The organism is Paracoccus isoporae (assembly GCF_900101865.1).
GTDB classification, from domain to species: Bacteria; Pseudomonadota; Alphaproteobacteria; order Rhodobacterales; family Rhodobacteraceae; genus Paracoccus; species Paracoccus isoporae.
The window spans coordinates 522,087-542,956 of sequence record NZ_FNAH01000002.1; the positions used below are offsets into that span (position 1 = coordinate 522,087).

Here is a 20,870-nt window from a genome sequence, read left to right on the forward strand (position 1 = left end):
TCGTCTGGCGGGCGGCGCCGGCAGGCGCGGCGGTCTGGTCTGGATTCTGCGGTTCCGTCACTCGGTCGTCCTGGTCTCGGTCTTTCGGAATTGCCCTGTCTCGGGCACACGCTGCCGGTGGCAAGCTGATAACCGCAGCGCCCGGCCGTCAAGCGAAATCCGCCGCATGCTCATGGCCGCGATCATGCCGGGGCCGCCATGTCGCCGGGGCCGGGCAGCGGGTCGGTCGGCGCGTCCGGCAAGGCGGCCTTCGCCTCGTCTGCGGTGGGCAGCGCGACGTCGGCGCCGCTGAATGCCGGGTGGTTCAGCAGGGTCGAGCTGCGGAAGCGCCGGGCGAAGGCCGAGAAGTTGCGAAACAGCGTCTCCGCCTGCGACGGATCGAACGCCGCGTCCAGATCGGCGTAATGCACCCCCATCTGCAAGGGCGATGCCAGCGGCTCGGACAGCACCATCTTGCCGTTGAGATAGGCGCTGAGCATCCGCGGATATTCGGTGTATCTGCCCTCTTTCAGATGGATGTTGATGACTGCAGAGGCAGGTTCGAGCACACCCGCCAGCGTCTCGCTGAACGTGCCGCGTGGCATCCGGTCGATCTTGAGCCGCTTCCGCATCCCCCGGATCCGCGCCTTGCGGCGGTCGGTGGGCGTGCCGAAAAACACCGGCCGCCCGGTGCCGGGCCGGAAATCGGGCTGGAAATCCGGGTAGATATAGGGGCCGAAGGCGACTTTCCGGCGCAGCTCCGGCGGCAGATGCGCATAGAGCGGCGCGTTGCAGAAGGACATCTCGATCAGGACATCATAGCGTTGAATGACCGCCCCGATCATGCGCGGCGGGAACCGGCTCCACAGCGCGGCACCGCTCTCGTCAAAGAAATGCTCGGTCTGCAGCCCGATGCGCAGGCCACGCGTGTCAGGGGGCGGCTCGAACAGCTGCGCGCCGATGAACATGGTCATCTCCTGCGCCGCATCCAGTCGCAGACCGTTGCAGATGTCACGCCCGACCTGGGTCAGGATCGGGCCGGGCGGGGTGATGATGGTCACATTGCGGGCGTTGAAGACGGTGATCGGCACTGTCAGCCCTCCGCCTGCAACTGCGGGATCAGATCATGCGGCCACGGCGCGGACGGGCGATCAGCCATGCTGCTCCGCCTCGGCCGGGTCCGCCGGGACGGATGCCGGACTGTCATAGGCCGACAGCTTGAACTCCGGCTGCGCGGAAGGGTCGCCCCCGTCGATAACGGCGGCGATGAGTCTGTCGAGCAAGCCCTGCGCCTTGAGCTGACGCGGAAAATTGTGATAGCCGCCTTCGGTCCGCAGCACCCGGACGCCGGGAATCTTCAGAAACCGCTCCGCATGTTTGCGATCGCGCCCGGCGTCGCCGCCGAACAGCGCGAAATATCTGCCGCCGCCGATATCTTCGGGCGAGACGGTCGGTTCCCGCGCCATGTCGACCTGATGGAGGAACCGATGCCAGCGCTTGTCCCGGACCACGCTCTGTTCGACCGAGAATTGAGGGCTGAACGCCAGCGCCGCCTCGGCGCCGAGCAGACGGGCAAAGCGGATCGCCGCATAGCCGCCCATGCTGAGTCCGAGCGTGGTCACATGGCTCGGTCTGATCAGGCGGATGGATGACAGCGCAACCGCCTGCCACAGATCGCGCACGCCCTGATGCGTGAACCAGCTGCGCATATTGTCCTTGACGAACAGCACATGTCGTCGCCCGGAGGCAGAGACCGAGCCGATGAATTCGTTGCGCGCCGGCAATCCTCTGGCGATCTCATGGCTTTCACCGATCGAGGAGAAGACAACGACCAGTTGACCCGATGAACCGGGCAGATATCCGATCTCGAGCGCGTCACTCGCAAACAAGATCCGCGCAGACGGCAGCGAGTCGGACATCTGTCCGGCCGGTTCGATCGCCTCAGAGGAAGAAATCACACGAACCCCCCGCTATCCGTCCGCCCGGTCCGCGCCACGCCGCGGCGGCGGAAATATTCGGCGCAGGTCAGGAGCAGGATCGAGACCGCCACAAGAACCGTGCCGAGCGCCATGATGACCGGGACGGATTTCGGGAAGCGGAGCTGGCTGAAGATATAGGTCGGCAGGGTCGGTTCGTTCCCCGCCAGGAAAAAAGCGATGATGAACTCGTCCAGCGAGATGGTGAAGCTCATCAGCAGGGCCGAGATGATGCCCGGCATCACCAGCGGCAGGATCACCAGCCGGAAGGCGCTCCATTTCGTTTCGCCCAGATCATAGGCGGCCTCCTCCAGCGACTGATCGAGGCTGTTGAAGGCCGTGGACAGGATCGCGATGGCGTAAGGCATGCAGAGCAGCGTGTGACCCAGGATCACGGTAAAGATCGACAGCTCCACCCCGATGGCCAGCAGCACCACCAGAAGCGACATGGCGACGATGATCTCGGGCAGCACCAGCGGCACCATGATCAGCCCCATGATCCCGCCCTTGAAGGGGAAGTTGTAGCGGGTCGAGGCGCGCGCGGCGAAGATCCCCAGCGAGGTCGCGAGAACCGCCGAGCTGACCGCGATGATCATCGAATTGGTGAAGGCGCGGCGCAGCGTGGCATCCGCGACCATCTGGCTGAACCAGTCGGTTGTGAAGCCCTTCAGCGGGAATGCGATGATCGTGCCGGAATTGAACGCAAACAGCGGCAGAAGCAGGATCGGCGCATAGAGAAACAGCAGATAGGCGATGGCATAGACGCGCAGACCGTGGCCCTTCATGTCCGCACCTTCAGGAAATTGCGGTTCAGGAACACGAAGACCAGGCTGATGACGGCCACGATCAGCATCGCCGTGACCGCCAGAGCAGACCCCATCGGCTTGTTGTCGATGGCCAGCATATTCGCCTGCACCATATTGGCGATCAGCGGCACCTTGCCGCCGCCGATGAGTTCTGGCGTCACGTAATCCCCGATCGTCGGGATGAACACGATCAGCGTCGCCGCCACCACGCCCGGCATGGCCAGCGGCAGCGTCACCCGCCAGAAGGTCATCAGCCGCGATTCCCCCAGATCCCGCCCGGCTTCCAGCAGCGAACGGTCGATCTTTTCCAGCGCGACATAGATCGGCAGGATCGCGAAGGGCGCATAGGCATGGGCCAGCGTGATGACCATCGCCTGCACGTTGAACAGCATGTTGCCGATCGGATCGGAGATGATGTGGAGCTGCATCAGCACCGAGTTCACCACGCCGTTTTCCGCCAGCAGCACCTTCCACAGAAACACCCGGATCAGGTAGGAGGTCCAGAACGGGATGGTAATGAGAAAGATCCACATCGCCTTGCGCTCGGGCCGGACCATGAAGGACAGGAAATAGGCGACCGGGAAGGCCAGCAGAACCGTGGCCAGCGTGACCAGCACGGCCACGACGACCGAGCGCAGCATGACCTTGTGGAACACCGGATCGGCCAGCACCATCCGGTAATTCTCCAGCGTGAATTCGCGGACGATCTCCAGATAGCCGTCGCGGAAGAAGGAATAGGCCAGGATCGTCAGCAGCGGCGCGGCCAGCATCAGCACCGCGTATAGCAGCGGCGGTGACACCATGGTCAGCCCCTGACGCGCCTCTGCGTCGAACCGGGTGGCGGACATGCTCACTCCCCCTCGGGTGGTTTTTACTGACAGTATAAAGACATGCGCGTAAAGGAAAGGCGCTTCCGCAGCCCCCGGACCCTGCCGCCGGGCAGTGTGCGCCTTCGCGCTCCTGGACGGGGTGTTGTCAGGCTGACAGATGGCCACGCCGGTCGGGCTGCGGCGAGGAATTTTGCGCCCGGTGCGGGGTTTCATCTCGACAGGCGGCAAGGCGCGTGCACAATATATGCGGCAAGCGGGGCCGCACGAACCCCGCAATGTGGAGGAAACATGACCAACAAATCCAAACTCGACCGGCGTCGCTTTCTGACCCAGGCGACGATCGGCGGCGCCTCGGCGGCGGCGGCCTCGACCCTGGCCGCCCCGGCCATTGCGCAGGAATCGCCCACCGTAAACTGGCGGCTGACCTCGTCTTTCCCGAAATCGCTCGACACGATCTATGGCGGCGCCGATGTGCTGTCGCGCATGGTCAGCGAGGCGACCGAGGGCAAGTTCACCATCCAGCCCTTCGCGGCAGGAGAAATCGTACCCGGCCTGCAGGCCGCAGATGCGGCCAGCGACGGCACGGTCGATTGCGCCCATACCGTCGCCTATTACTACTGGGGCAAGGATCCGACCTGGGCGCTTGGCGCGACCGTGCCCTTCTCGCTCTCGGCGCGGGCGCAGAATGCCTGGCATTACCACGGCGGCGGGATCGACCTGTTCAACGAGTTCATGGCGACCCAGAACATCGTCGCCTATCCGGGCGGCAATACCGGCGTGCAGATGGGCGGCTGGTATCGCAAGGAGATCAACTCGGTCGAGGATCTGCGCGGCCTCAAGGTCCGTCTGGGCGGGTTTGCCGGCGCGGTCTGCGAGAAGCTGGGCGTGGTGCCGCAGCAATTGGCCGGCGGCGATGTCTATCCGGCGCTCGAAAAAGGCACGATTGACGGCGCGGAGTGGGTCGGCCCCTATGACGACCAGAAGCTCGGCTTCGCCAAGGTCGCGCCCTATTACTATTATCCCGGCTGGTGGGAGGGCGGGCCGACCGTCCATTTCATGTTCAACAAGGAGCGCTTCGACGCGCTGCCGGCCCATTACCAGTCGCTGCTGCGCACCTGCTGCCAGGCCACCGATGCCGACATGCTGCAGGAATATGACTGGAAGAACCCGACCGCGCTGAAGGAACTTGTGGCGGGCGGTGCGCAGCTTCGCCCCTTCCCGCCCGAGGTGATGGAGGCGTTCTATCAGGCCGCCAACGAGGTCTATGCAGAACTCGACGCCAATAACGAGAACTGGAACAAGATCTGGTCCTCGATCAAGGCGTTCCGCAGCGACTGGTATCTCTACAACCAGACGGCGGAATACACCTATGACACCTTCATGATGATCCAGCAGCGCAACGGCACGCTGTAAGCGTCAGGGTCACGTATGATGCGAAGGGCGCTTTGCGGGGCGCCCTTTTTTCGTCGGCGGCTTACATCGCGTCATATGGTGCGGGCATGAAGGCCAGATCGGTCAGCGCATGTTGCGCCCCGGCGGCGGTCAGCATGGCGTGGATCTGGCCGCGGTGATGGGTCTGGTGGTTGAAGAAATGCGTGACCAGGATCCATGTCGGCTGGCGGAAATGCTGACCGTTGCTGGCCGACCACCAGTTCAGATCGCCGCCAAGCCAGTCCGCCGACAGATCCCGCGCCCAAGCGAGGATGCGGCGGTCGAGCTCGCGGCGCGCGATCGCAAACCGGTCCCAGTCGCGGATCAGATCGGCCGAGCCGGACATCGGCGCCTCGGGCTTCGGCCAGTCGGAGAACCGGCTGAACCACATCATGTCGCCCCACCACAGATGCGAGAAGGTCCGCTCGATCGACCCGAAGAACGCGCCCCGGTCCCGCTGCCGCTCGGCCGGGTCCAGCCCGCCCGCCGCATCCAGCATTCCGTCATTCTGCCAGAGATTATATCTGGCCATCTGGATGGCATAGCCCGTGTCGATCATCGCGCCGCTCCCCTTGCGTCGTCCCCGGCTGACCCTACGCCCGCCGCGCCCGGCAAAACAAGCGCCGCGCGCGTCTTTGCCCCTTCCCAAGCCCGGCAAACCCTGCTATGCGCCCGGCTTCGGCTTCACCCTTGGAGGAAGCCGCTCATGTTGAAAGGAAAATATCATGGCCAAAGAGATCCCTGATCTGGTGGCCGAGGCACGCACGGGGACAGGCAAGGGGGCCGCCCGTAAAGCTCGCCGTGAAGGCAAGGTGCCCGGCATCGTATATGGCGACGGCAAGGACCCGCTCGCCGTCCAGTTCGACTTCAACCAGCTTCTGACCAAGCTGCGCGCCGGTCGCTTCATGTCCACGCTGTGGAACATGAAAGTCGAAGGCCAGGACGACGTGCGCGTCATCTGCCGCGGCGTTCAGAAAGACGTGGTCAAGGACCTGCCGACGCATATCGACTTCATGCGCCTGCGCCGGACCTCGAAGGTGAACCTGTTCATCCATGTCGAGTTCATCAACGAAGACAAGGCCCCCGGCCTGAAGCGCGGTGGCACGCTGGTTACGGTGCGCCCGGAAGTCGAGCTGGTGGTGACCGCAGGCGACATCCCGGAAAGCATCGTCGTGGATCTGGAAGGTCGCCAGATCGGCGATTCGATCCATATCGGGGATGTGAAGCTGCCGGCCGGTGCGAAGCCGACCACCGACCGCAACTTCGTGATCGCCAATCTCGCCGCCCCGTCGGCGCTCGTCTCCGAAGAGGCCGAGGAAGGCGCGGCCGATGCGGATGCCGAAGCCCCCGAGGCCGAGGGCGAAGAAGCCGAGGAGGCCAACGCGGAAGAGTGATCTTCCCCGTCCCGTATCGCGGAAAAGCGGCGCCCCGGCGCCGCTTTTTTCATGGCGCGGGTCAGATCGTCTTGCGCGGTTTCGCCGTCGCCGGATCGCCGGTATTCGGCGTGCCCGTAGGCTCGATCAGCAGAAGCTGCGCCTCCCGCCGCGCCACCGGGCGATGCACCACCCCTTTCGGGACGACAAACATCTCTCCCTTGCCGAGCGTCACCGTGCGGTCCGGCATTTCAATATCGATCTGCCCATCCAGCACCAGAAACAGATCATCCGTGTCGTCATGCGAATGCCAGGTGAATTCGCCCAGCACCTTGACGACCATCACGTCGTGGCCGTTGAACTCCGCCACCGTCCGCGGCGACCAGTGATCGTCGAACTGCGCCAGCTTGGCCGCGAGATTGACCGGATCAGCCATGCGAGGCCGTCTGCCGATCCGCCTCCGCCGCGTCGATCGCCTCCAGCGTGGCCTGCCATGACAGCATGATCGAGGCATGACGGTTGGGATAATCCCGCGCCGGGATCAGCACCTCCAGCCCGTCAAAGGGGGCGTCCGGCACCTTGCCGCCCTGTTTCAGCATCGCCAGCAACTGTTCGGCGCCCGCCGCGATCTCGGCACGGCTGGCCCCCATCACCGCCTGGCCAAGCACCCCCGCCGAGGCCTGACCGAGGGCGCAGGCCCGCACCTCCTGCCCGAAATCCGCAATCCGCCCGTCCTGCATGCGCACATGCGCGGTCACGGTCGAGCCGCAATGGGGCGAGCGTGTCTTGGCGCTGCCCTGCGCGCCCTCGATGGGGCCGAGATGCGGAATATCCGCCGCCAGCGCAAGAATACGCTTGGAATAGAGCTGCATCATCTCGGCGTCGGACATGGTTTTCTCCGCAGGGCTGAATGTCTAGATAGGCACGCAGAGGCTGAAAGGAAACCCGATGTTCGATCCCCAGACGCTCCGCTTCGACGCGAGCGGGCTGATTCCCGCCATCGCCCAGGATGCTGCAAGCGGCGAGGTGTTGATGCTGGCCTGGATGAATGCCGAGGCGGTGGCGCGGACGCTGGAGAGCGGGCGTGTCACCTATTGGTCGCGCTCGCGGCAGGCCTTCTGGGTGAAGGGTGAAAGCTCCGGCCATGTGCAGAAGCTGGTCGAGATGCGGGTGGATTGCGACCGCGATTGCCTGCTTGTGCAGGTGGAGCAGACCGGCCCCGCCTGCCACACCAACCGGCAGAGCTGTTTTTACACGGCGCTGCGCGGCGGCGATGAGGTCGAGATCATGGCACCGGTGGCCGGTTAAGCGCATTCTGCCCCCTTGCCCCTGACGCAGGAGCGGCGTCCATGTGGCCCGCGGTCAATTTCGGTCTCCTGTCCGGGGTGCCACAGCGGTCCGCCAACCGCCGATAGAGGGCCAGCGGCCGACCGCGGGCTGCCGCTGTCGGCGTTCGAGCCTCCCACTTTATCGGGCATCCCCGCTGAAGGAGTGTTCGGCGCGGACCGGCGAAGAAGCGGCCGCCCATGGGGCGGTCGGCCGCTGGCCCGGCGGGCTGCGCCCTTGATTCCGGGCCGGGCTAAATTTCGGGCGGTCCCTATACTCCCGGCTGGTTCCACGGGCTTGCCCGGCCGTCGCTACAGCCCGACCATCGCGCGGATTCCGGCAGGATCGACCCCCTGCCCGCGCAGCTCCCGCAGGCTCCGCGCATCGTCGCGCTTGGCCAGACGCTCGCCGTCCTCGTCCCGGATCAGCCGGTGATGGTGGTAATCCGGCGTCTCCAGATCCAGCAGCCGTTGCAGCAGCACATGGATCCAGGTCGCCTCGAACAGATCCATCCCCCGCGTCACCAGATCGATCCCCTGCGCCGCATCGTCCAGCACGACCGAGAGGTGATAGGATGTCCCCATCCCCCGCCGCGCCAGCACCACATCCCCGATCCCGGCCAGAAATCCGTCCCGGCTCAGCACATGCACGCGCCCATCGCGAAAGCTCAGCCTGTCGTCGCGGATCAGGTCGAAGGCGCGGCCCGCATCCAGCCGGATCGCGTCGCCCTCGCGCAGATCGCGCATGGATCGCCCGCGGCAGGTGCCGGGATAGATCAGCCCGTCTGGCCCGTGCAGGGGCGCGCCCTCCTGCGGGGCGGACAGCGCCGCCCGGATATCGCCGCGGGTGCAGGAACAGGGATAGGTCACGCCCAGATCGCCCAGATAAGCGAGCGCGTCCTGATAAACCCCCATCCGGTCGGATTGCCGCATCACCGGCTGACGCCAGTCGAGGCCGAGCCAGGCCAGATCCTCCAAGATCGCTGCCTCGAATTCCGGCTTGCAGCGTTCGCGGTCGATATCCTCGATCCGCAGCAGGAATTGGCCGGGACTGGCCCGTTGCGCCGAGACGAGCGCCGAAAACGCATGACCCAGATGCAGCAGCCCCGTGGGCGAGGGCGCAAAGCGGGTGCGCGTCACGCGCCCGCCAGCCATGCGGAGAAATCTTCCTTTGCGCGGTTGGTATAGGCCGGGTAGCGATCCTTGCGGCCGCGCCTGCCGCCCTTGGCCTCAACCGGCGGGAACAGGCCGAAATTGACGTTCATCGGCTGGAAGGTCTTGGCCTCGGCCCCGCCGGTGATGTGGTGGATCAGAGCACCCATGGCGGTCGTGCCCGGCGGCGGAGCCAGATCGCGGCCACGTGCCTCGGCCGCCGCCATGCGCCCGGCCAAGAGCCCCATCGCGGCACTTTCAACATAGCCCTCTACCCCCGTGACCTGCCCGGCAAAGCGCAGATTCGGACGCGCGCGCAGCCGCATCCGGTCATCCAGGAGCGTGGGCGAGTTCAGGAAGGAGTTCCGATGAATGCCGCCGAGCCGCGCAAAGCTGGCATTCTGGAGGCCTGGAATCATCCTGAAAACATCGGTTTGCGCGCCGTATTTCATCTTGGTCTGGAAGCCGACGATGTTGTAGAGCGTGCCAAGCGCGTTATCCCGCCGCAACTGCACCACCGCGTAGGGTTTTTCCTGCGGCTTGTGGGCATTGGTCAGACCGACCGGTTTCATCGGGCCGTGGCGCAGGGTTTCGCGGCCGCGTTCGGTCATCACCTCGATGGGCAGGCAGCCGTCGAAATAGCCTGCCGTTTCGCCGTTGTGAAACTCGGTCTTGTCGGCGGAGAGCAGCGCGTCGATGAAGGCCTCGTATTCCGGCTTTGTCATCGGGCAGTTGATATAGGCGGTTCGCTCCTCCTCGGTCTCGCCCTTGTCATAGCGCGATTGCCGCCAGGCGATGTTCATGTCGATCGTGTCGGCATAGACGATAGGCGCGATGGCATCGAAGAATGCCAGCGCATCGGCCCCGGTCTCGGCCCGGATCGCATCGCCGAGCGCGGCCGAGGTCAGCGGGCCGGTGGCGATGATCCAGCGTCCATTGGCGGGCAGTTCGGTGATCTCTCCGGTCTCGACAGTGATCAGCGGCTCGGCGCGCAGAGCGGCGGTCACGTCGGCGGAGAACGCGTCACGATCCACGGCGAGCGCACCGCCCGCGGGCAGTTTGTGCCGGTCGGCCATGGCCATGATGAGCCCGCCCGCCTGCCGCATTTCCCAATGGAGTTGACCCACGGCGTTGTTCTGATCGTCATCCGAGCGGAAGGAGTTCGAGCAGACCATTTCCGCGAAATCGCCGGTCTTGTGGGCGAAGGTTTCGACGGTCGGGCGCATCTCGTGCAGGATGACGGGGACGCCCGCGCGGCTGATCTGCCAGGCGGCTTCCGAGCCGGCCAGACCGGCGCCGATGATGTGAACGGGTTCCATGGGCGGGGAGCTAATGCTTGTGCGGGCGCGGCGCAAGATCGCAGTGGCTACGCAAGTATCGACGATACATGGGCGGTGTGGGGGTGCCGGGTCTATACGTTGGTGCCGATGCGATCAGACCCCAGCGTATCGGAGTCGCCATTTTGACGCTGTTCTCTCGTCCAGCTCGCTGTCAACCTGACTGGCAGTGCCGGCGAAATCGCCGCTGCGCCCGCCCGGAACCAAGGGGCGCAGCCCCGCCGGGCAGCGTCCGGCCGCCACCTCGGGCGGACGCTTGGGCGCCGATCCGCGCCGAACATCTGTTCAACGGGGATGAGGGATAATGTGACTGTCACCGAGGCAGATGCGTCCACCCGGCGGCCGAACACTGCCCTACCGCTTGCAGGAACATCGAGGCCAGCACTCTCTTTGACGCAAGAAAGGCGCGGGTTTCCCCGCGCCTTTTGACAAATTAATCGCGGTTAACGATCAGGAATCCAGCTTCTCGACGCGCTTGGCGTCGGCGCTGCGATCAATCGCGATCTTGCGGGGTTTCAGCGCCTCCGGCACCTCGCGGATCAGGTCGATATGCAGCATGCCGTCCTGGTGCGATGCGCCCTCGACGCGGATATGTTCGGCCAGGGTAAAGCGGCGCTCGAAGGCGCGGGTGGCGATGCCGCGATGCAGGAAATTCCGGTTGTCGTCATCTTCGGCCTTCCGGGCGGAGACGATGACGGCGCCGTCGCGGAGTTCCACGTTCAGATCTTCGGCGGAGAAACCTGCCACGGCGATGGAGATGCGATAGGCATCCTCGCCGGTCTTCTCGATATTGTAGGGGGGATAGGACTGGGTGGCGCTGTCGGCGGACAGGGCGCGGTCCATCAGATCGGCCATGCGGTCGAAACCGACCGTGGCGCGGTAGAGCGGTGCGCGATCAAAGCTACGCATGTCATACATCCTTTCGAAGCGATGTCTATGTGGTGCCCCCGGAGGTCCGGGCGGCGTGCAACGAGACCCGTTTCGGCGTCCCGTGACAGGAATCTGGGATGGATTTCCGGGGTTTCAAGACCTGTGCGGCGGCAATGCACGCCTTCCGCGATTTTACAAGTGACGCAAGCGGCGCTCTGCCGCGCGCTTATGGATCGGGCGGGTCAGATCGCCGCGCAACACCCGTACACAGCGCGTACACAGGATGTACACCGGGCGTGCACTGGCGCGCCGCGCGGCCGCGCCGCCAGAGCGCAGAGCGGCCGGAATCTGGTCGGCTCGGAGGGCTGCGGCGTCGGCCGGACGGGCGGCGCGGCCGGATCAGCCGGGGATGGCGGAAGGTCTGGGGCCGCCCGTCGCCCAGTCGAGCAATTCGACCGTGTGGACCACCGGGGTCTCGGTGCCCGAGCCGATCTGGACCATGCAGCCGATATTGCCCGCCGCGATGATCTGCGGCGCGGTGGCCGCGATATTTTCCAGCTTGCGGCGCTTCAGCTCGCCCGAGAGTTCGGGTTGCAGCATATTATATGTGCCCGCCGAGCCGCAGCAGAGATGCGGGTCGGCGGGTTCGACCACCTCGAACCCGGCCTGACGCAAAAGGGTTTGCGGCGCGGCCTTGATCTGCTGGCCATGCTGGAGCGAGCAGGCGGAGTGATAGGCCACGCGGGCAGGTTGCGCCCGCGACCCATCCGGCGCATCGGGCAGGCCGTGGGTGGCGAGGAACTCTGTCACGTCCTGCGCCAGCGCGGCGATGCGGGTGGCGTCGGCCTCGATCCCGTCCCCTGCAAAGAGATGCCCGTAATCCTTGATCGTGGTGCCGCAGCCCGAGGTGTTGATGATGACCGCATCGAGCGGTTCCGCCCGGTCCGCCGCGATCAGGCTGGCGATGGCCGCACGGGCCGAGGCGCGGCCGTCACCCTCGCGCCCCATATGCAGCGTCATGGCACCGCAGCAGCCGAAATCCTTCGGGATGACCACCTCGCAGCCCGCCCGGCGCAGCAGGCGGATCGTGGCGTCGTTGATGTCGGTGTTCAGCGCCCGCTGCGCGCAGCCGATCATCAGCGCCACACGGGCGCGTTTCTCGGTGGTCGGCGCGAAGGTCTGCGCATCGTCATTCGGGCTGGGCTTCGGCAGCGATGGCGGGGCCATATCGAGCATGGCGCGCAGCCTTGCATCGGGCATCAGGCGGCGGAAGGGGCGGGCCAGCTTTGCGCCGAACATGGCCAGCCGGAACCGGCCCTGATGGGGCAGCACGCGGGCCAGCATCCAGCGCAGCGCCCGGTCGCGCCACGGGCGGCGATACGTCTCTGCGATATGTTTCTTGCCGACCTCCAGCAGATGGGCGTAATGCACCCCGGACGGGCAGGTCGTCATGCAGGCCAGACAGCCCAGGCAGCGGTCGATATGGGTGACGGTCTTTTCATCGGCGGGGCGGCCGGATTCCAGCATCTCCTTCATCAGATAGATGCGGCCGCGGGGGCTGTCGAGCTCATCGCCTCGGATGAGGAATGTGGGGCAAGTGGCTGTGCAGAAACCACAATGCACGCAGGCGCGCAGGATCTTGTTGGCCTCGGCCAGTCCGGGGTCCTGCAATTGGTCGGCGGTGAATTCGGTTCTCATGCCGCCACCTGAAGCAGACCGCGCGGGTCGAAGCCGGCGCGGATCCCGGCGTTGAGCCGCGCGACCACCGGATCGGGTGCGGGCAGCAGGGCGGGCGCGCCGCGTTCGCGGAGGGCGCGCGCGCCGGGCGGCAGATCGGGGCGCCAGTCCGGCGGGGCCTCGGCCCGGATCAATGCACCGCCCCAATCGACGATATGCGCGCCGGGCAGCCGGGCGAGCAGCGGCGCGGCCTGAGAGGGGCGCAGCACGATGCGCCACAACGCGGCCGCGTTCCACGCCCCGTCATCGCGCAACGCGGCGAAATCGGCATCGCCTTCGACCGTGTCGATGCCCGCTTGCGGGCCGAGGGCTGTGCGCAGGCGCTCGGCGCGGTATTCGACGGAGCCCGCCAGCCCTTCCAGCCGCAGGATCACCGTCCCATCGGTCAGCCGCCCGGCCCCGGTCACGTCGAACGGGCCGGTCAGCGCCGTGGTCATGGCGGCAATCGCGCCCGCATCGTCCAGCCCCGAGAGCCGCAGCGTGGCGCGGACCGGGGGCACGGGCGCGGTTTTCAGCGCCACTTCGGTGATCGCGCCGAGCGTGCCGCGCGAGCCTGCGGCCAGCTTGACCAGATCGTAACCTGTGACGTTCTTCATCACCCGCCCGCCATTGGCGATGATCTCTCCGCCGCCGGTGACCATGCGGATGCCCAGCATCGCGTCGCGGCAGGCCCCGGCGGAGACCCGGCGGGGACCGGAGGCATTGGCCGCGACCACGCCGCCGATGGTCGAGCCGTCGCGGGGGTCGGGTTCGAAGGCCAGCATCTGCTGTTCCGCCGCGAGTGCGGCCTGCACCTCGGCCAGCGTCGTGCCGGCGCGGACCACAAGGGTCAGCGCCTCGGGTTCGTAAAGCGTGATGCCGCTGAGGCCGCGCATGTCGATGCGGGCGCCCTGCCCCTCGCCCGGATGCAGCCTCGTGGCCCCGCCGGTGATGGACAGGGGACCGGTGGCGCTGTGGATCATCGCGGCGAGCTCGTCTTCGCTGTCAGGCCGCATCCTGCCCCCGATCCTCGCGCCGCGCGGCGCTGACCGCCAGCGGGAACACCTTGGCCGGGTTCAGCAGCCAATGCGGGTCGAACACATCCTTGACGCGCATCTGCGCCTCCAGATCGGCGGGGGCGTATTGATCACTCATCAATTCGCGTTTTTCCACGCCGACGCCGTGTTCTCCGGTCAGGCAGCCGCCCACCTCGACGCAGAGGCGCAGGATCCGGGCACCCAGATCCTCGCAGCGTTCCAGATCGCCCGGCGCATTGGCGTCATAGAGGATCAGCGGGTGCATGTTACCGTCGCCGGCATGGAAGACATTGGCGACGCGCAGCCCGGCTTCGGCCGACAATTCCCCGATCCGGTGCAGCACATGGGGCAGCTGGCTGACCGGAATGGTGCCGTCGAGGCACATATAGTCGCTGATGACGCCCATCGCGCCGAAGGCGGATTTGCGGCCCAGCCAGATGCGGCGGGATTCCTCTGCCGAGCCGGATTCGCGGAATTCCAGCGGGGTGAAGCGTTCTGCGATCTCGCGGATCAGGCGGAGCTGTTCGGTGATCTCGGTCTCGGAACCCTCGACCTCGACGATCAGCAGCGCCTCGCAATCGGGATAGCCCGCGCCGCAGAAATCCTCGGTGGCATGGATGCAGGGGCGGTCCATATATTCGATGGCGACAGGCAGGATGCCGGAGCGGATGATGGCGGCGACGCAGGCCCCGGCGGTCTCGGCGCTGTCGAAGGCGATGAGGACGGGGCGCGCGCCCTCTGGCGTGGGCAGGATCCGCAGCGTGGCCTCGGTGACGATGCCGAGCTGGCCTTCGGCGCCGCAGATCACGCCGAGCAGGTCGAGCCCCGCGCCTTCGCCCATCGGGCCGCCGAGTTCGACGATGCTGCCATCCATCAGCACCACGGTAGCGCCCAGCAGGTTGTTGGTGGTGACGCCGTATTTCAGACAATGCGCGCCGCCGGAATTCATCGCGATATTGCCGCCAATGGCGCAGGCGAGCTGGCTGGAGGGATCGGGGGCGTAGAAGAAGCCTTCCGCCGCCACGGCTTCGGTCACGGAGAGGTTTGTGCGCCCGGTCTGGACGCGGATCAGCCGGTCTTCGGGGCTGATTTCCAGCACCTGCTTCATGCGCGACAGCCCGATCACCACGGAATCGGCGGTGGGCATGGAGCCGCCGGCGAGGCTGGTGCCCGCGCCGCGCGGCACGACCGGGACGCGCTCGTCCTGGCAGATGCGCAGCACGGCGGAGACTTCCTCGGTGGTCGATGGCAGCACCACGGCCAGGGGCGGGCAGCGATAGGCCGAAAGCGCGTCGCATTCATAGGCGCGGGTCTGGGCCGGATCGGTGATCACCGCGGCGGGATCGGCGAGCGCGGCAGAAAGCCGCGCGGCGATGGCGTCGCGGCGGGCGAGGATCGAGGCATCGGGATGCGGCATTTGCATGTCAGCGCCCCGCCTTGCGGACAGACGCGCCGGCAGCGCCGGACAGGCACGCCGGGCCGGCGCGTGGTGTCGTGATGGGTGGCTTGGGCGTCATGCAGTCCTCCCTTGCTGTTGTCATTAGGTAATCTTCCTGATTGCGGCTGGCAACCGTGACGGCTGCGGCCTATCACTTAACCTATGACGATACCTGACCATGTCTGGGTGCTCAGCCCGTCCGATATTGCCGCGCTGTGCTGGCTGTTCGCGGCATGGCTGGGAATCGGCTGGCTGATCGAGCATCCGCCCGCAGGCCGCCCGTCGGTCAGCGTGCTGATGGTCAATTACCGCCATGAATGGATGCGGCAATTCATCACCCGCGACCCGCGCATATTCGACAGCGCCATCCTTGCCACGCTGCGCGAGGGCACGACCTTCTTCGCCTCGGCCTGCATGATCGCGATTGGCGGCGGCATGGCGCTGATCGGCAATCCCGAACGGCTGCGGCAAGTGGCCGGAGAGCTGGAACTGGGCGCGGCCCCCACCGTTCTGTGGCAGATCAAGGTGCTGACGGCGCTGTTCTTCGTCGCCAATGCGCTGTTGAAATTCATCTGGTCGCACCGGCTGTTCGGCTATTGCGCGATCATGATGGCCTCGGTGCCGAATGACATCGACGATCCGCTGGCCCTGCCCCGCGCCCATCAGGCGGGCGAGATCAACGTCACCGCCGCCAGAAGCTTCAATATCGGGCTGCGCAATGTCTATTTCGCGCTCGCCGCCCTTGGCTGGCTGATCGGGCCGGCCGGGCTGGCGGTGACGACCTCGGTGGTGCTGGCGCTGACCTGGCGGCGCGAATTCGCCTCGCATTCGCGCAACGTGATGCTGCGCGACCTGCCGCCGACCGGGCGCGGGTGATGCGACGGCGCGTGGTCTATGTGCCGGGCTATGACCCGATTCCGCCGCGCCGCTATCGCGAGCTGTACCGGCGCGAGGGGGCGGCGCAGGCGCGGATTTCGGGCTACGGTCTGCGCATCGGGGCGCGGGACGACCGGACCGGTTTCGGCTGGGGGGCGGAGACCGAGATCGCGGGAGAGCGCAGCACGGCGGAGTTCGAGGTGCTGGTCTGGTCCGATATCGTCGCAGGCTCGATGGGCCAGTCCATCGGGGCCACCTATCTGCAACTGATCCGCACCGCCTGGGCCTATATCGGCTCGGGCGCGCTGTGGCGGCTGATGCGGCTCAGGCGCGGGCCGGTGATCGCGGCACTCTATCCGATCCTCGTGCTGCTGGTTGAGGCCGCGCTTTCCGCACTCGCGGGCTGGGGGCTGGGCTGGCTGGTGGCGATGGTGGCGGGATGGTGGCTGGGCCTGCCCGTGGCGGTGGCGGTGTTCGTGCTGGGGCTGCGCCAGTTCCGGCGGCTGGATGGCCGGATCTTTGCCTATTACCTGATGCATGATTACGCCTTTACCGCCCAGCAGGGCGGCGCCTATCCGGCCGCGCTCGACCGGCGCATCGACGCCTTCGCCGCGCGGGTGGCGGAGATCGCGGCGGGCGACTGGGACGAGGTGCTGGTGATCGGCCATTCCTCGGGCGCCTATGTCGCGGTCTCGATGCTGGCGCGGCTGGCGCGGGCGGGGCGGCTGCCGCCCAAGGTCGCGCTGCTGAGCCTGGGTCATGTCGTGCCGATGGCGTCCTTCCTGCCCCGCGCAGAGGCGTTGCGCCGGGATCTGCATGATCTGGCCGAAAGCGGCATGACATGGGTGGATGTGACCGCGCCGGGCGATGCCTGCAGCTTCGGGCTGTGCGATCCGGTGGCGGTGTCGGGCTGTGCGCCTGCGGGCGGCGGTGGGCCGCTGATCCTGTCGGCGGCGTTCACCCGGACGCTGTCGCCCGAAAAGCAGCGCGCGCTGCGCTGGCGGTGGTTCCGGCTGCATTTCCAGTATCTCTGCGCCTTCGACCGGCCCGGAGATTACGACTATTTCCAGATCACTGCCGGGCCGCTGCCCCTGGTCGCGCGTTTCGCGGGGCGCGCCCATTCGCCGGGCCGCATCGCCCGCCCGGTCAATCGCTGGTCCTATCCGTGAGCGCGCGGCCCCACCCCCCGCCCGGTGCCGGTCCCTGCCCGGCCGCGCCCGGCCCGAACGGGTCCGCGCCGCACCCCGGCGGAACCGCGCCCCTGCCGCCCAAGCCCGCCGCCACGGAGAGCCGGTCCGGTCTGTGGCACTATTTCCGGGCGTTCCGGCGCGACCTGATCTCGGCCATGCCGTCGCGGCTCTACCGGGCCTGGATGGCGGAATACCGCGCCGGGCCGATCCACAGTTTCTTCTGCAACGACCCCGACCTGGTCTCGCTGGTGCTGCGCGAGCGCCCCGGCGATTTTCCGAAGGCCACGCGGATGCAGGAGGGACTGCGCCCGCTTCTGGGGCGGTCGGTCTTCATCACCAACGGGGCGGAGTGGCGGCGTCAGCGCCGCATCATCGACCCGGCTTTCGAGGGCGGGCGGCTGCGCGAGATCCTGCCCCATGTCTGGGCGGCGGGACGGGACGCGGCGCGGCGGCTGGACGGGTCCGGAGTGATCGACCTGGAGCCCGCCACCTCGCATGTCACGGCGGATGTGATCTTCCGCACGCTGTTCTCCATCCCGATCGAGGATGAGGTGGCGGCGCGGATCTTTGCCGCCTTTCGCGCCCACCAGGATGCGCAGCCATTGCTGAACGCCGCGGCGCTGATCCCGCTGCCCCGCTGGGTGCCGCGTCTGCATTCGCGCCGGGCGCAGCACTCGGCGCGCGAGATCCGGGGGCAGATCGCGCGGCTGGTGGATGCGCGCGCGGCGCTGATCGCGGCGGGCACCGCGCCGGACGATCTGGCGACGAAGATCATGTCCACGCCCGATCCGCAGGACGGGCGCTGCTTCTCGCGCCCCGAAATGGTCGATCAGGTGGCGACGTTCTTCCTGGCCGGGCATGAAACCAGCGCCTCGGCGCTCGCCTGGGCGCTGTGGCTGCTGGCCGCCCATCCCGACTGGCAGGACCGCGTCGCGGCCGAGGCGCGGGCGGTGCTGGGCGCGGGGCAGCCGGATTTCGCCGCGCTCTCTGGCCTGAAGCTGAGCCGGGCGGTGTTCCGCGAGGCGCTGCGGCTCTATCCGCCGGTGGCGATGACCGTCAGAGAGGCGGCGCGGGCGGAGCAGTTCCGGGGAAGGCGCGTGCCGAAAGGCGCGCAGATCGTGCTGTCGCCCTGGCATCTGCACCGCCATGAACGGCTGTGGGCGGCGCCCGATGCGTTCGATCCGGCGCGGTGGGACAGCGAAAACGGCCAGGACTGTGCGCGCCGCGCCTATCTGCCGTTCAGTGCCGGGGCGCGGGCCTGTCCCGGCGCGGGGTTTGCCATGCTGGAAGGGGTGCTGATCCTGTCGCAGATCGTCGCGCGGCACCGGCTGGAGACGACCGCCGAGACGCCGGTCCCCGTCGCCCGTCTGACCTTGCGCGGGCGCGACGGCATCCGGGTCAGGCTTTCACCGCGCGATCCCGGACCTCGCTGCGATCCATGACGCGGGTATAGGTGCCCTCGCCCGCCAGGATGCCGCGGAACCCGCCCGGCTCGTCCAGCGAGAACACGATGATCGGCAGCTTGTTGTCGCGCGCAAGCGCAATCGCCGAGGCATCCATCACGCCCAGGTTCTTCTGCAGCGCCTCGTCATAGCTGACCTCGTCATAGCGGCGCGCATCGGGGAATTTCTTGGGATCCTTGTCATAGACCCCATCGACCTTGGTGCCCTTGAAGATCGCCTCGCAATTCATCTCGGAGGCGCGCAGCGTGGCCGCCGTGTCGGTGGTGAAATAGGGGTTGCCGGTGCCCGCGGCGAAGATGATGACGCGTTTCTTTTCCAGGTGGCGCACGGCGCGGCGGCGGATATAGGGCTCGGCCACCTCGTCCATGCGGATGGCGGTGATGACGCGGGTGTGGATGCCCTTGGCTTCCAGCGCGGATTGCATGGCGAGCGCGTTCATCACCGTGGCCAGCATCCCCATGTAATCGGCGGTGGTGCGCTCCATCCCCTGCGCGCTGCCCTGAAGCCCGCGGAAGATATTGCCGCCGCCGATGACCATGCAGACCTCGACCCCCAGCCGGTGGACCGATTCGACCTCGTCGGCGATCCGCGCGATGGTCGGCGGGTGCAGCCCGAAGCCCTGATCGCCCATCAGCGCCTCGCCCGAGATCTTCAGCATGACGCGATCATAGCTGGTCGGGGTTCTCGAATTCGTCTCGCTCATCGCCTTGGCCCTTCCAGCGGTTCAACTGGGGCGCAAAATGTCGCAAAAGGGACTCGGATTCAACTGCTCGAAAGGATGGGCATGGGGCTGGACACGGCAGAGGCGCTGCGGAGCATCGATCCCGGCCGCCACGTGATCATCGCCGGGCCGACCGCCTCGGGCAAGTCCGACCTGGCGATGGCGATCGCCGCGGCGCAGGGCGGCACGGTGGTGAATGCCGATGCGTTGCAGATCTGGTCCTGCTGGCGGGTGCTGACCGCGCGGCCCGATGCCGCCGCCGAGGCCGCCGTGCCGCACGCGCTGTACGGGCATGTGGCGCCCGGCCAGCCCTATTCGGTCGGGGACTGGCTGCGCGAAGTGGCTGGGCTCGGCGGGCGGCTGATCGTGACCGGCGGCACGGGGCTGTATCTGTCGGCGCTGACCGAGGGGCTGGCCCATATCCCGCCCGTGCCGCCCGAGATCCGGGCGCGCGGCGATGACTGGCTGGCGGCGGGCGGGCTGGCGGAGATGGTGGCCGCGCTGGATGCGCCGACGCGCGAGAAGATCGACACCAACAACCCCGCCCGCGTGCAGCGCGCCTGGGAGGTGCTGGAGGCGACCGGGCGCGGGCTTTCGGACTGGCAGAAGGACTCGCCGCCGCCGCTGATCCCCGCCGGCGCGGCGCAATGCCTGGTGCTGGAATCGGATCGCGACTGGCTGGCCGGACGGATCGAGCGGCGCTTCTGGCAGATGTGGGAGGTCGGTGCCGTGGCCGAGGTCGAGGCGATGCTGCCCCGCTGGAACGCGCGCGCGCAATGGACCCGCGCCATTGGCGCGCCGGAGATCGCGGCCTATCTGCGCGGCGAGCTGGATGCCGAGACGGCCAGGCACCGCGCCGTGGTGGCGACCCGGCAATACGCTAAGTCGCAGCGCATCTGGTTCCGCAGCCGGATGAAGGGGTGGGAGAAGCTGCGCGTGGGCCCCGCGGGTTGAGGGCGCGCGCCGGTCCGGCATGGCGGGGTGGCGCGGCTTGATCGCGGGTCGAGTGCTGGATGGATGTTCTTTAGGGTGGCGTGTCTTGGGTCGCTTCAGACCGGCTGTCGCATCACCGCGTATGCCCGTTGCAGAGCAGCAGAGGGACAGCGTTCGACCGCGGGGGGACGCTGCCGAGTTCTCCGCATGGTGTTTTATCGTGCATCCCCGTCGGACGGATGTTCGGCGCGGATCGGCGCCGAAGCGTCCGCCCTTGGGGGCGGTCGGACGCTGGCCCGGCGGGCTTCGCCCTTGAGTCCGGGCCGGGTCTGCGGCGGTGTTGATGAGGATGCCGTGTCTTGGGTCAATCTGGACAGACTGTCGCGTCTTCTCCCTCCCTGTCGAAGAACGGCAGTG

General features: G+C 67.1%; 21 protein-coding genes. 7 read left to right on the forward strand and 14 right to left on the reverse strand.

The genetic code is table 11. From position 1 onward, the window contains the following. Positions 1-182 precede the first annotated feature (182 nt). Genes BLT73_RS06060 through BLT73_RS06075 form a run of 4 tightly spaced genes read right to left on the reverse strand, consistent with a single transcriptional unit; the run spans position 183 to position 3,609 of the window. Positions 183-1,070 carry a hypothetical protein gene (locus BLT73_RS06060; RefSeq protein ID WP_090521755.1) on the reverse strand — a complete coding sequence of 296 codons (888 nt, stop codon included), beginning with the start codon at positions 1,068-1,070 and terminating at the stop codon, positions 183-185. A gap of 60 nt (positions 1,071-1,130) precedes the next feature. Next, positions 1,131-1,898 (reverse strand): hypothetical protein, encoded by a 768-nt coding sequence (locus BLT73_RS06065; RefSeq protein ID WP_090521756.1) that lies wholly within the window; start codon positions 1,896-1,898, stop codon positions 1,131-1,133. A 35-nt stretch (positions 1,899-1,933) separates the two neighbouring features. Next, the gene (locus tag BLT73_RS06070; protein ID WP_090521757.1) at positions 1,934-2,740 is read right to left on the reverse strand and encodes an ABC transporter permease; all 807 of its coding nucleotides are present in this window, start codon (positions 2,738-2,740) and stop codon (positions 1,934-1,936) included. Continuing rightward, positions 2,737-3,609: an ABC transporter permease gene (locus tag BLT73_RS06075; protein ID WP_090521759.1), complete on the reverse strand. Its 873-nt coding sequence runs from the start codon at positions 3,607-3,609 to the stop codon at positions 2,737-2,739. Before BLT73_RS06075 ends, BLT73_RS06070 begins: the two co-directional genes overlap by 4 nt. 270 nt (positions 3,610-3,879) lie before the next feature. Between BLT73_RS06075 and BLT73_RS06080 the strand changes: the two genes are divergently transcribed. After that, positions 3,880-5,004, forward strand: a complete 1,125-nt coding sequence (locus BLT73_RS06080; RefSeq protein ID WP_090521761.1) for a TRAP transporter substrate-binding protein — start codon at positions 3,880-3,882, stop codon at positions 5,002-5,004. 61 nt (positions 5,005-5,065) lie between these two features. On the opposite strand, the gene BLT73_RS06085 is transcribed toward BLT73_RS06080, so the two are convergent. Continuing rightward, the gene (locus BLT73_RS06085; RefSeq protein WP_090521763.1) at positions 5,066-5,581 is read right to left on the reverse strand and encodes a DinB family protein; all 516 of its coding nucleotides are present in this window, start codon (positions 5,579-5,581) and stop codon (positions 5,066-5,068) included. Between the two features lie 166 nt (positions 5,582-5,747). On the opposite strand from BLT73_RS06085, the gene BLT73_RS06090 reads away from it, so the two are divergent. Further along, on the forward strand, positions 5,748-6,416 hold the full coding sequence (locus BLT73_RS06090) for a 50S ribosomal protein L25/general stress protein Ctc (RefSeq protein ID WP_090521766.1): 669 nt from the start codon (positions 5,748-5,750) through the stop codon (positions 6,414-6,416). A 61-nt stretch (positions 6,417-6,477) separates the two neighbouring features. Here the strand turns inward: BLT73_RS06090 and BLT73_RS06095 are convergent, their stop codons facing one another. Further along, the gene (locus tag BLT73_RS06095; protein ID WP_090521768.1) at positions 6,478-6,831 is read right to left on the reverse strand and encodes a cupin domain-containing protein; all 354 of its coding nucleotides are present in this window, start codon (positions 6,829-6,831) and stop codon (positions 6,478-6,480) included. Further along, positions 6,824-7,285: an iron-sulfur cluster assembly scaffold protein gene (locus BLT73_RS06100; RefSeq protein ID WP_090521770.1), complete on the reverse strand. Its 462-nt coding sequence runs from the start codon at positions 7,283-7,285 to the stop codon at positions 6,824-6,826. Before BLT73_RS06100 ends, BLT73_RS06095 begins: the two co-directional genes overlap by 8 nt. Before the next feature lie 58 nt (positions 7,286-7,343). On the opposite strand from BLT73_RS06100, the gene hisI reads away from it, so the two are divergent. Continuing rightward, a complete protein-coding gene (hisI, locus tag BLT73_RS06105) occupies positions 7,344-7,703 on the forward strand; it encodes a phosphoribosyl-AMP cyclohydrolase (RefSeq protein ID WP_090521772.1) in 360 nt (119 codons plus the stop codon). 329 nt (positions 7,704-8,032) lie between these two features. Here the strand turns inward: hisI and gluQRS are convergent, their stop codons facing one another. The 6 genes from gluQRS to BLT73_RS06135 form a co-directional block, all read right to left on the reverse strand. Further along, a complete protein-coding gene (gene gluQRS, locus BLT73_RS06110) occupies positions 8,033-8,875 on the reverse strand; it encodes a tRNA glutamyl-Q(34) synthetase GluQRS (protein WP_090521774.1) in 843 nt (280 codons plus the stop codon). Further along, positions 8,857-10,191, reverse strand: coding sequence for a methylenetetrahydrofolate--tRNA-(uracil(54)-C(5))-methyltransferase (FADH(2)-oxidizing) TrmFO (gene trmFO, locus BLT73_RS06115; RefSeq protein ID WP_090521776.1), 1,335 nt, complete (start codon positions 10,189-10,191; stop codon positions 8,857-8,859). Before trmFO ends, gluQRS begins: the two co-directional genes overlap by 19 nt. A gap of 468 nt (positions 10,192-10,659) precedes the next feature. Beyond that, a complete protein-coding gene (locus BLT73_RS06120) occupies positions 10,660-11,118 on the reverse strand; it encodes an Hsp20 family protein (protein WP_090521947.1) in 459 nt (152 codons plus the stop codon). A 360-nt stretch (positions 11,119-11,478) separates the two neighbouring features. Next, entirely contained in the window at positions 11,479-12,777 is a 1,299-nt protein-coding gene (glcF, locus tag BLT73_RS06125) for a glycolate oxidase subunit GlcF (RefSeq protein ID WP_090521778.1), read from the reverse strand. After that, positions 12,774-13,811: an FAD-binding protein gene (locus BLT73_RS06130; protein ID WP_090521780.1), complete on the reverse strand. Its 1,038-nt coding sequence runs from the start codon at positions 13,809-13,811 to the stop codon at positions 12,774-12,776. The genes glcF and BLT73_RS06130 overlap by 4 nt, the downstream gene beginning before the upstream one ends. After that, on the reverse strand, positions 13,801-15,255 hold the full coding sequence (locus tag BLT73_RS06135) for an FAD-linked oxidase C-terminal domain-containing protein (RefSeq protein ID WP_090521782.1): 1,455 nt from the start codon (positions 15,253-15,255) through the stop codon (positions 13,801-13,803). The genes BLT73_RS06130 and BLT73_RS06135 overlap by 11 nt, the downstream gene beginning before the upstream one ends. Before the next feature lie 177 nt (positions 15,256-15,432). On the opposite strand from BLT73_RS06135, the gene BLT73_RS06140 reads away from it, so the two are divergent. The 3 genes from BLT73_RS06140 to BLT73_RS06150 all read left to right on the forward strand — a co-directional run bounded on the left by BLT73_RS06140 (position 15,433) and on the right by BLT73_RS06150 (position 18,778). Continuing rightward, entirely contained in the window at positions 15,433-16,146 is a 714-nt protein-coding gene (locus BLT73_RS06140) for a DUF599 domain-containing protein (protein ID WP_090521784.1), read from the forward strand. After that, a complete protein-coding gene (locus BLT73_RS06145; RefSeq protein WP_090521786.1) occupies positions 16,146-17,315 on the forward strand; it encodes an alpha/beta hydrolase in 1,170 nt (389 codons plus the stop codon). The genes BLT73_RS06140 and BLT73_RS06145 overlap by 1 nt, the downstream gene beginning before the upstream one ends. Positions 17,316-17,407: 92 nt before the next feature. Continuing rightward, a complete protein-coding gene (locus BLT73_RS06150) occupies positions 17,408-18,778 on the forward strand; it encodes a cytochrome P450 (RefSeq protein WP_245727132.1) in 1,371 nt (456 codons plus the stop codon). On the opposite strand, the gene pyrH is transcribed toward BLT73_RS06150, so the two are convergent. After that, the gene (gene pyrH / locus BLT73_RS06155) at positions 18,735-19,502 is read right to left on the reverse strand and encodes a UMP kinase (protein ID WP_090521788.1); all 768 of its coding nucleotides are present in this window, start codon (positions 19,500-19,502) and stop codon (positions 18,735-18,737) included. The genes BLT73_RS06150 and pyrH overlap by 44 nt on opposite strands. Positions 19,503-19,583: 81 nt before the next feature. Here pyrH and miaA point away from each other — a divergent pair, with 81 nt between their 5' ends. Continuing rightward, positions 19,584-20,474 carry a tRNA (adenosine(37)-N6)-dimethylallyltransferase MiaA gene (gene miaA, locus BLT73_RS06160; protein WP_090521951.1) on the forward strand — a complete coding sequence of 297 codons (891 nt, stop codon included), beginning with the start codon at positions 19,584-19,586 and terminating at the stop codon, positions 20,472-20,474. Positions 20,475-20,870: the final 396 nt, after the last annotated feature.

Coding starts and splice junctions, on each gene's coding strand:
- BLT73_RS06065 (WP_090521756.1), bottom strand. CDS start 1,898: ATGTCCGACTCGCTGCCGTCTGCGCGGATCTTGTTTGCGAGTGACGCG.
- BLT73_RS06070 (WP_090521757.1), bottom strand. CDS start 2,740: ATGAAGGGCCACGGTCTGCGCGTCTATGCCATCGCCTATCTGCTGTTT.
- BLT73_RS06075 (WP_090521759.1), bottom strand. CDS start 3,609: ATGTCCGCCACCCGGTTCGACGCAGAGGCGCGTCAGGGGCTGACCATG.
- BLT73_RS06080 (WP_090521761.1), top strand. CDS start 3,880: ATGACCAACAAATCCAAACTCGACCGGCGTCGCTTTCTGACCCAGGCG.
- BLT73_RS06085 (WP_090521763.1), bottom strand. CDS start 5,581: ATGATCGACACGGGCTATGCCATCCAGATGGCCAGATATAATCTCTGG.
- BLT73_RS06090 (WP_090521766.1), top strand. CDS start 5,748: ATGGCCAAAGAGATCCCTGATCTGGTGGCCGAGGCACGCACGGGGACA.
- BLT73_RS06095 (WP_090521768.1), bottom strand. CDS start 6,831: ATGGCTGATCCGGTCAATCTCGCGGCCAAGCTGGCGCAGTTCGACGAT.
- BLT73_RS06100 (WP_090521770.1), bottom strand. CDS start 7,285: ATGTCCGACGCCGAGATGATGCAGCTCTATTCCAAGCGTATTCTTGCG.
- hisI (WP_090521772.1), top strand. CDS start 7,344: ATGTTCGATCCCCAGACGCTCCGCTTCGACGCGAGCGGGCTGATTCCC.
- gluQRS (WP_090521774.1), bottom strand. CDS start 8,875: ATGGCTGGCGGGCGCGTGACGCGCACCCGCTTTGCGCCCTCGCCCACG.
- trmFO (WP_090521776.1), bottom strand. CDS start 10,191: ATGGAACCCGTTCACATCATCGGCGCCGGTCTGGCCGGCTCGGAAGCC.
- BLT73_RS06120 (WP_090521947.1), bottom strand. CDS start 11,118: ATGCGTAGCTTTGATCGCGCACCGCTCTACCGCGCCACGGTCGGTTTC.
- glcF (WP_090521778.1), bottom strand. CDS start 12,777: ATGAGAACCGAATTCACCGCCGACCAATTGCAGGACCCCGGACTGGCC.
- BLT73_RS06130 (WP_090521780.1), bottom strand. CDS start 13,811: ATGCGGCCTGACAGCGAAGACGAGCTCGCCGCGATGATCCACAGCGCC.
- BLT73_RS06135 (WP_090521782.1), bottom strand. CDS start 15,255: ATGCAAATGCCGCATCCCGATGCCTCGATCCTCGCCCGCCGCGACGCC.
- BLT73_RS06140 (WP_090521784.1), top strand. CDS start 15,433: ATGACGATACCTGACCATGTCTGGGTGCTCAGCCCGTCCGATATTGCC.
- BLT73_RS06145 (WP_090521786.1), top strand. CDS start 16,146: ATGCGACGGCGCGTGGTCTATGTGCCGGGCTATGACCCGATTCCGCCG.
- pyrH (WP_090521788.1), bottom strand. CDS start 19,502: ATGAGCGAGACGAATTCGAGAACCCCGACCAGCTATGATCGCGTCATG.
- miaA (WP_090521951.1), top strand. CDS start 19,584: ATGGGGCTGGACACGGCAGAGGCGCTGCGGAGCATCGATCCCGGCCGC.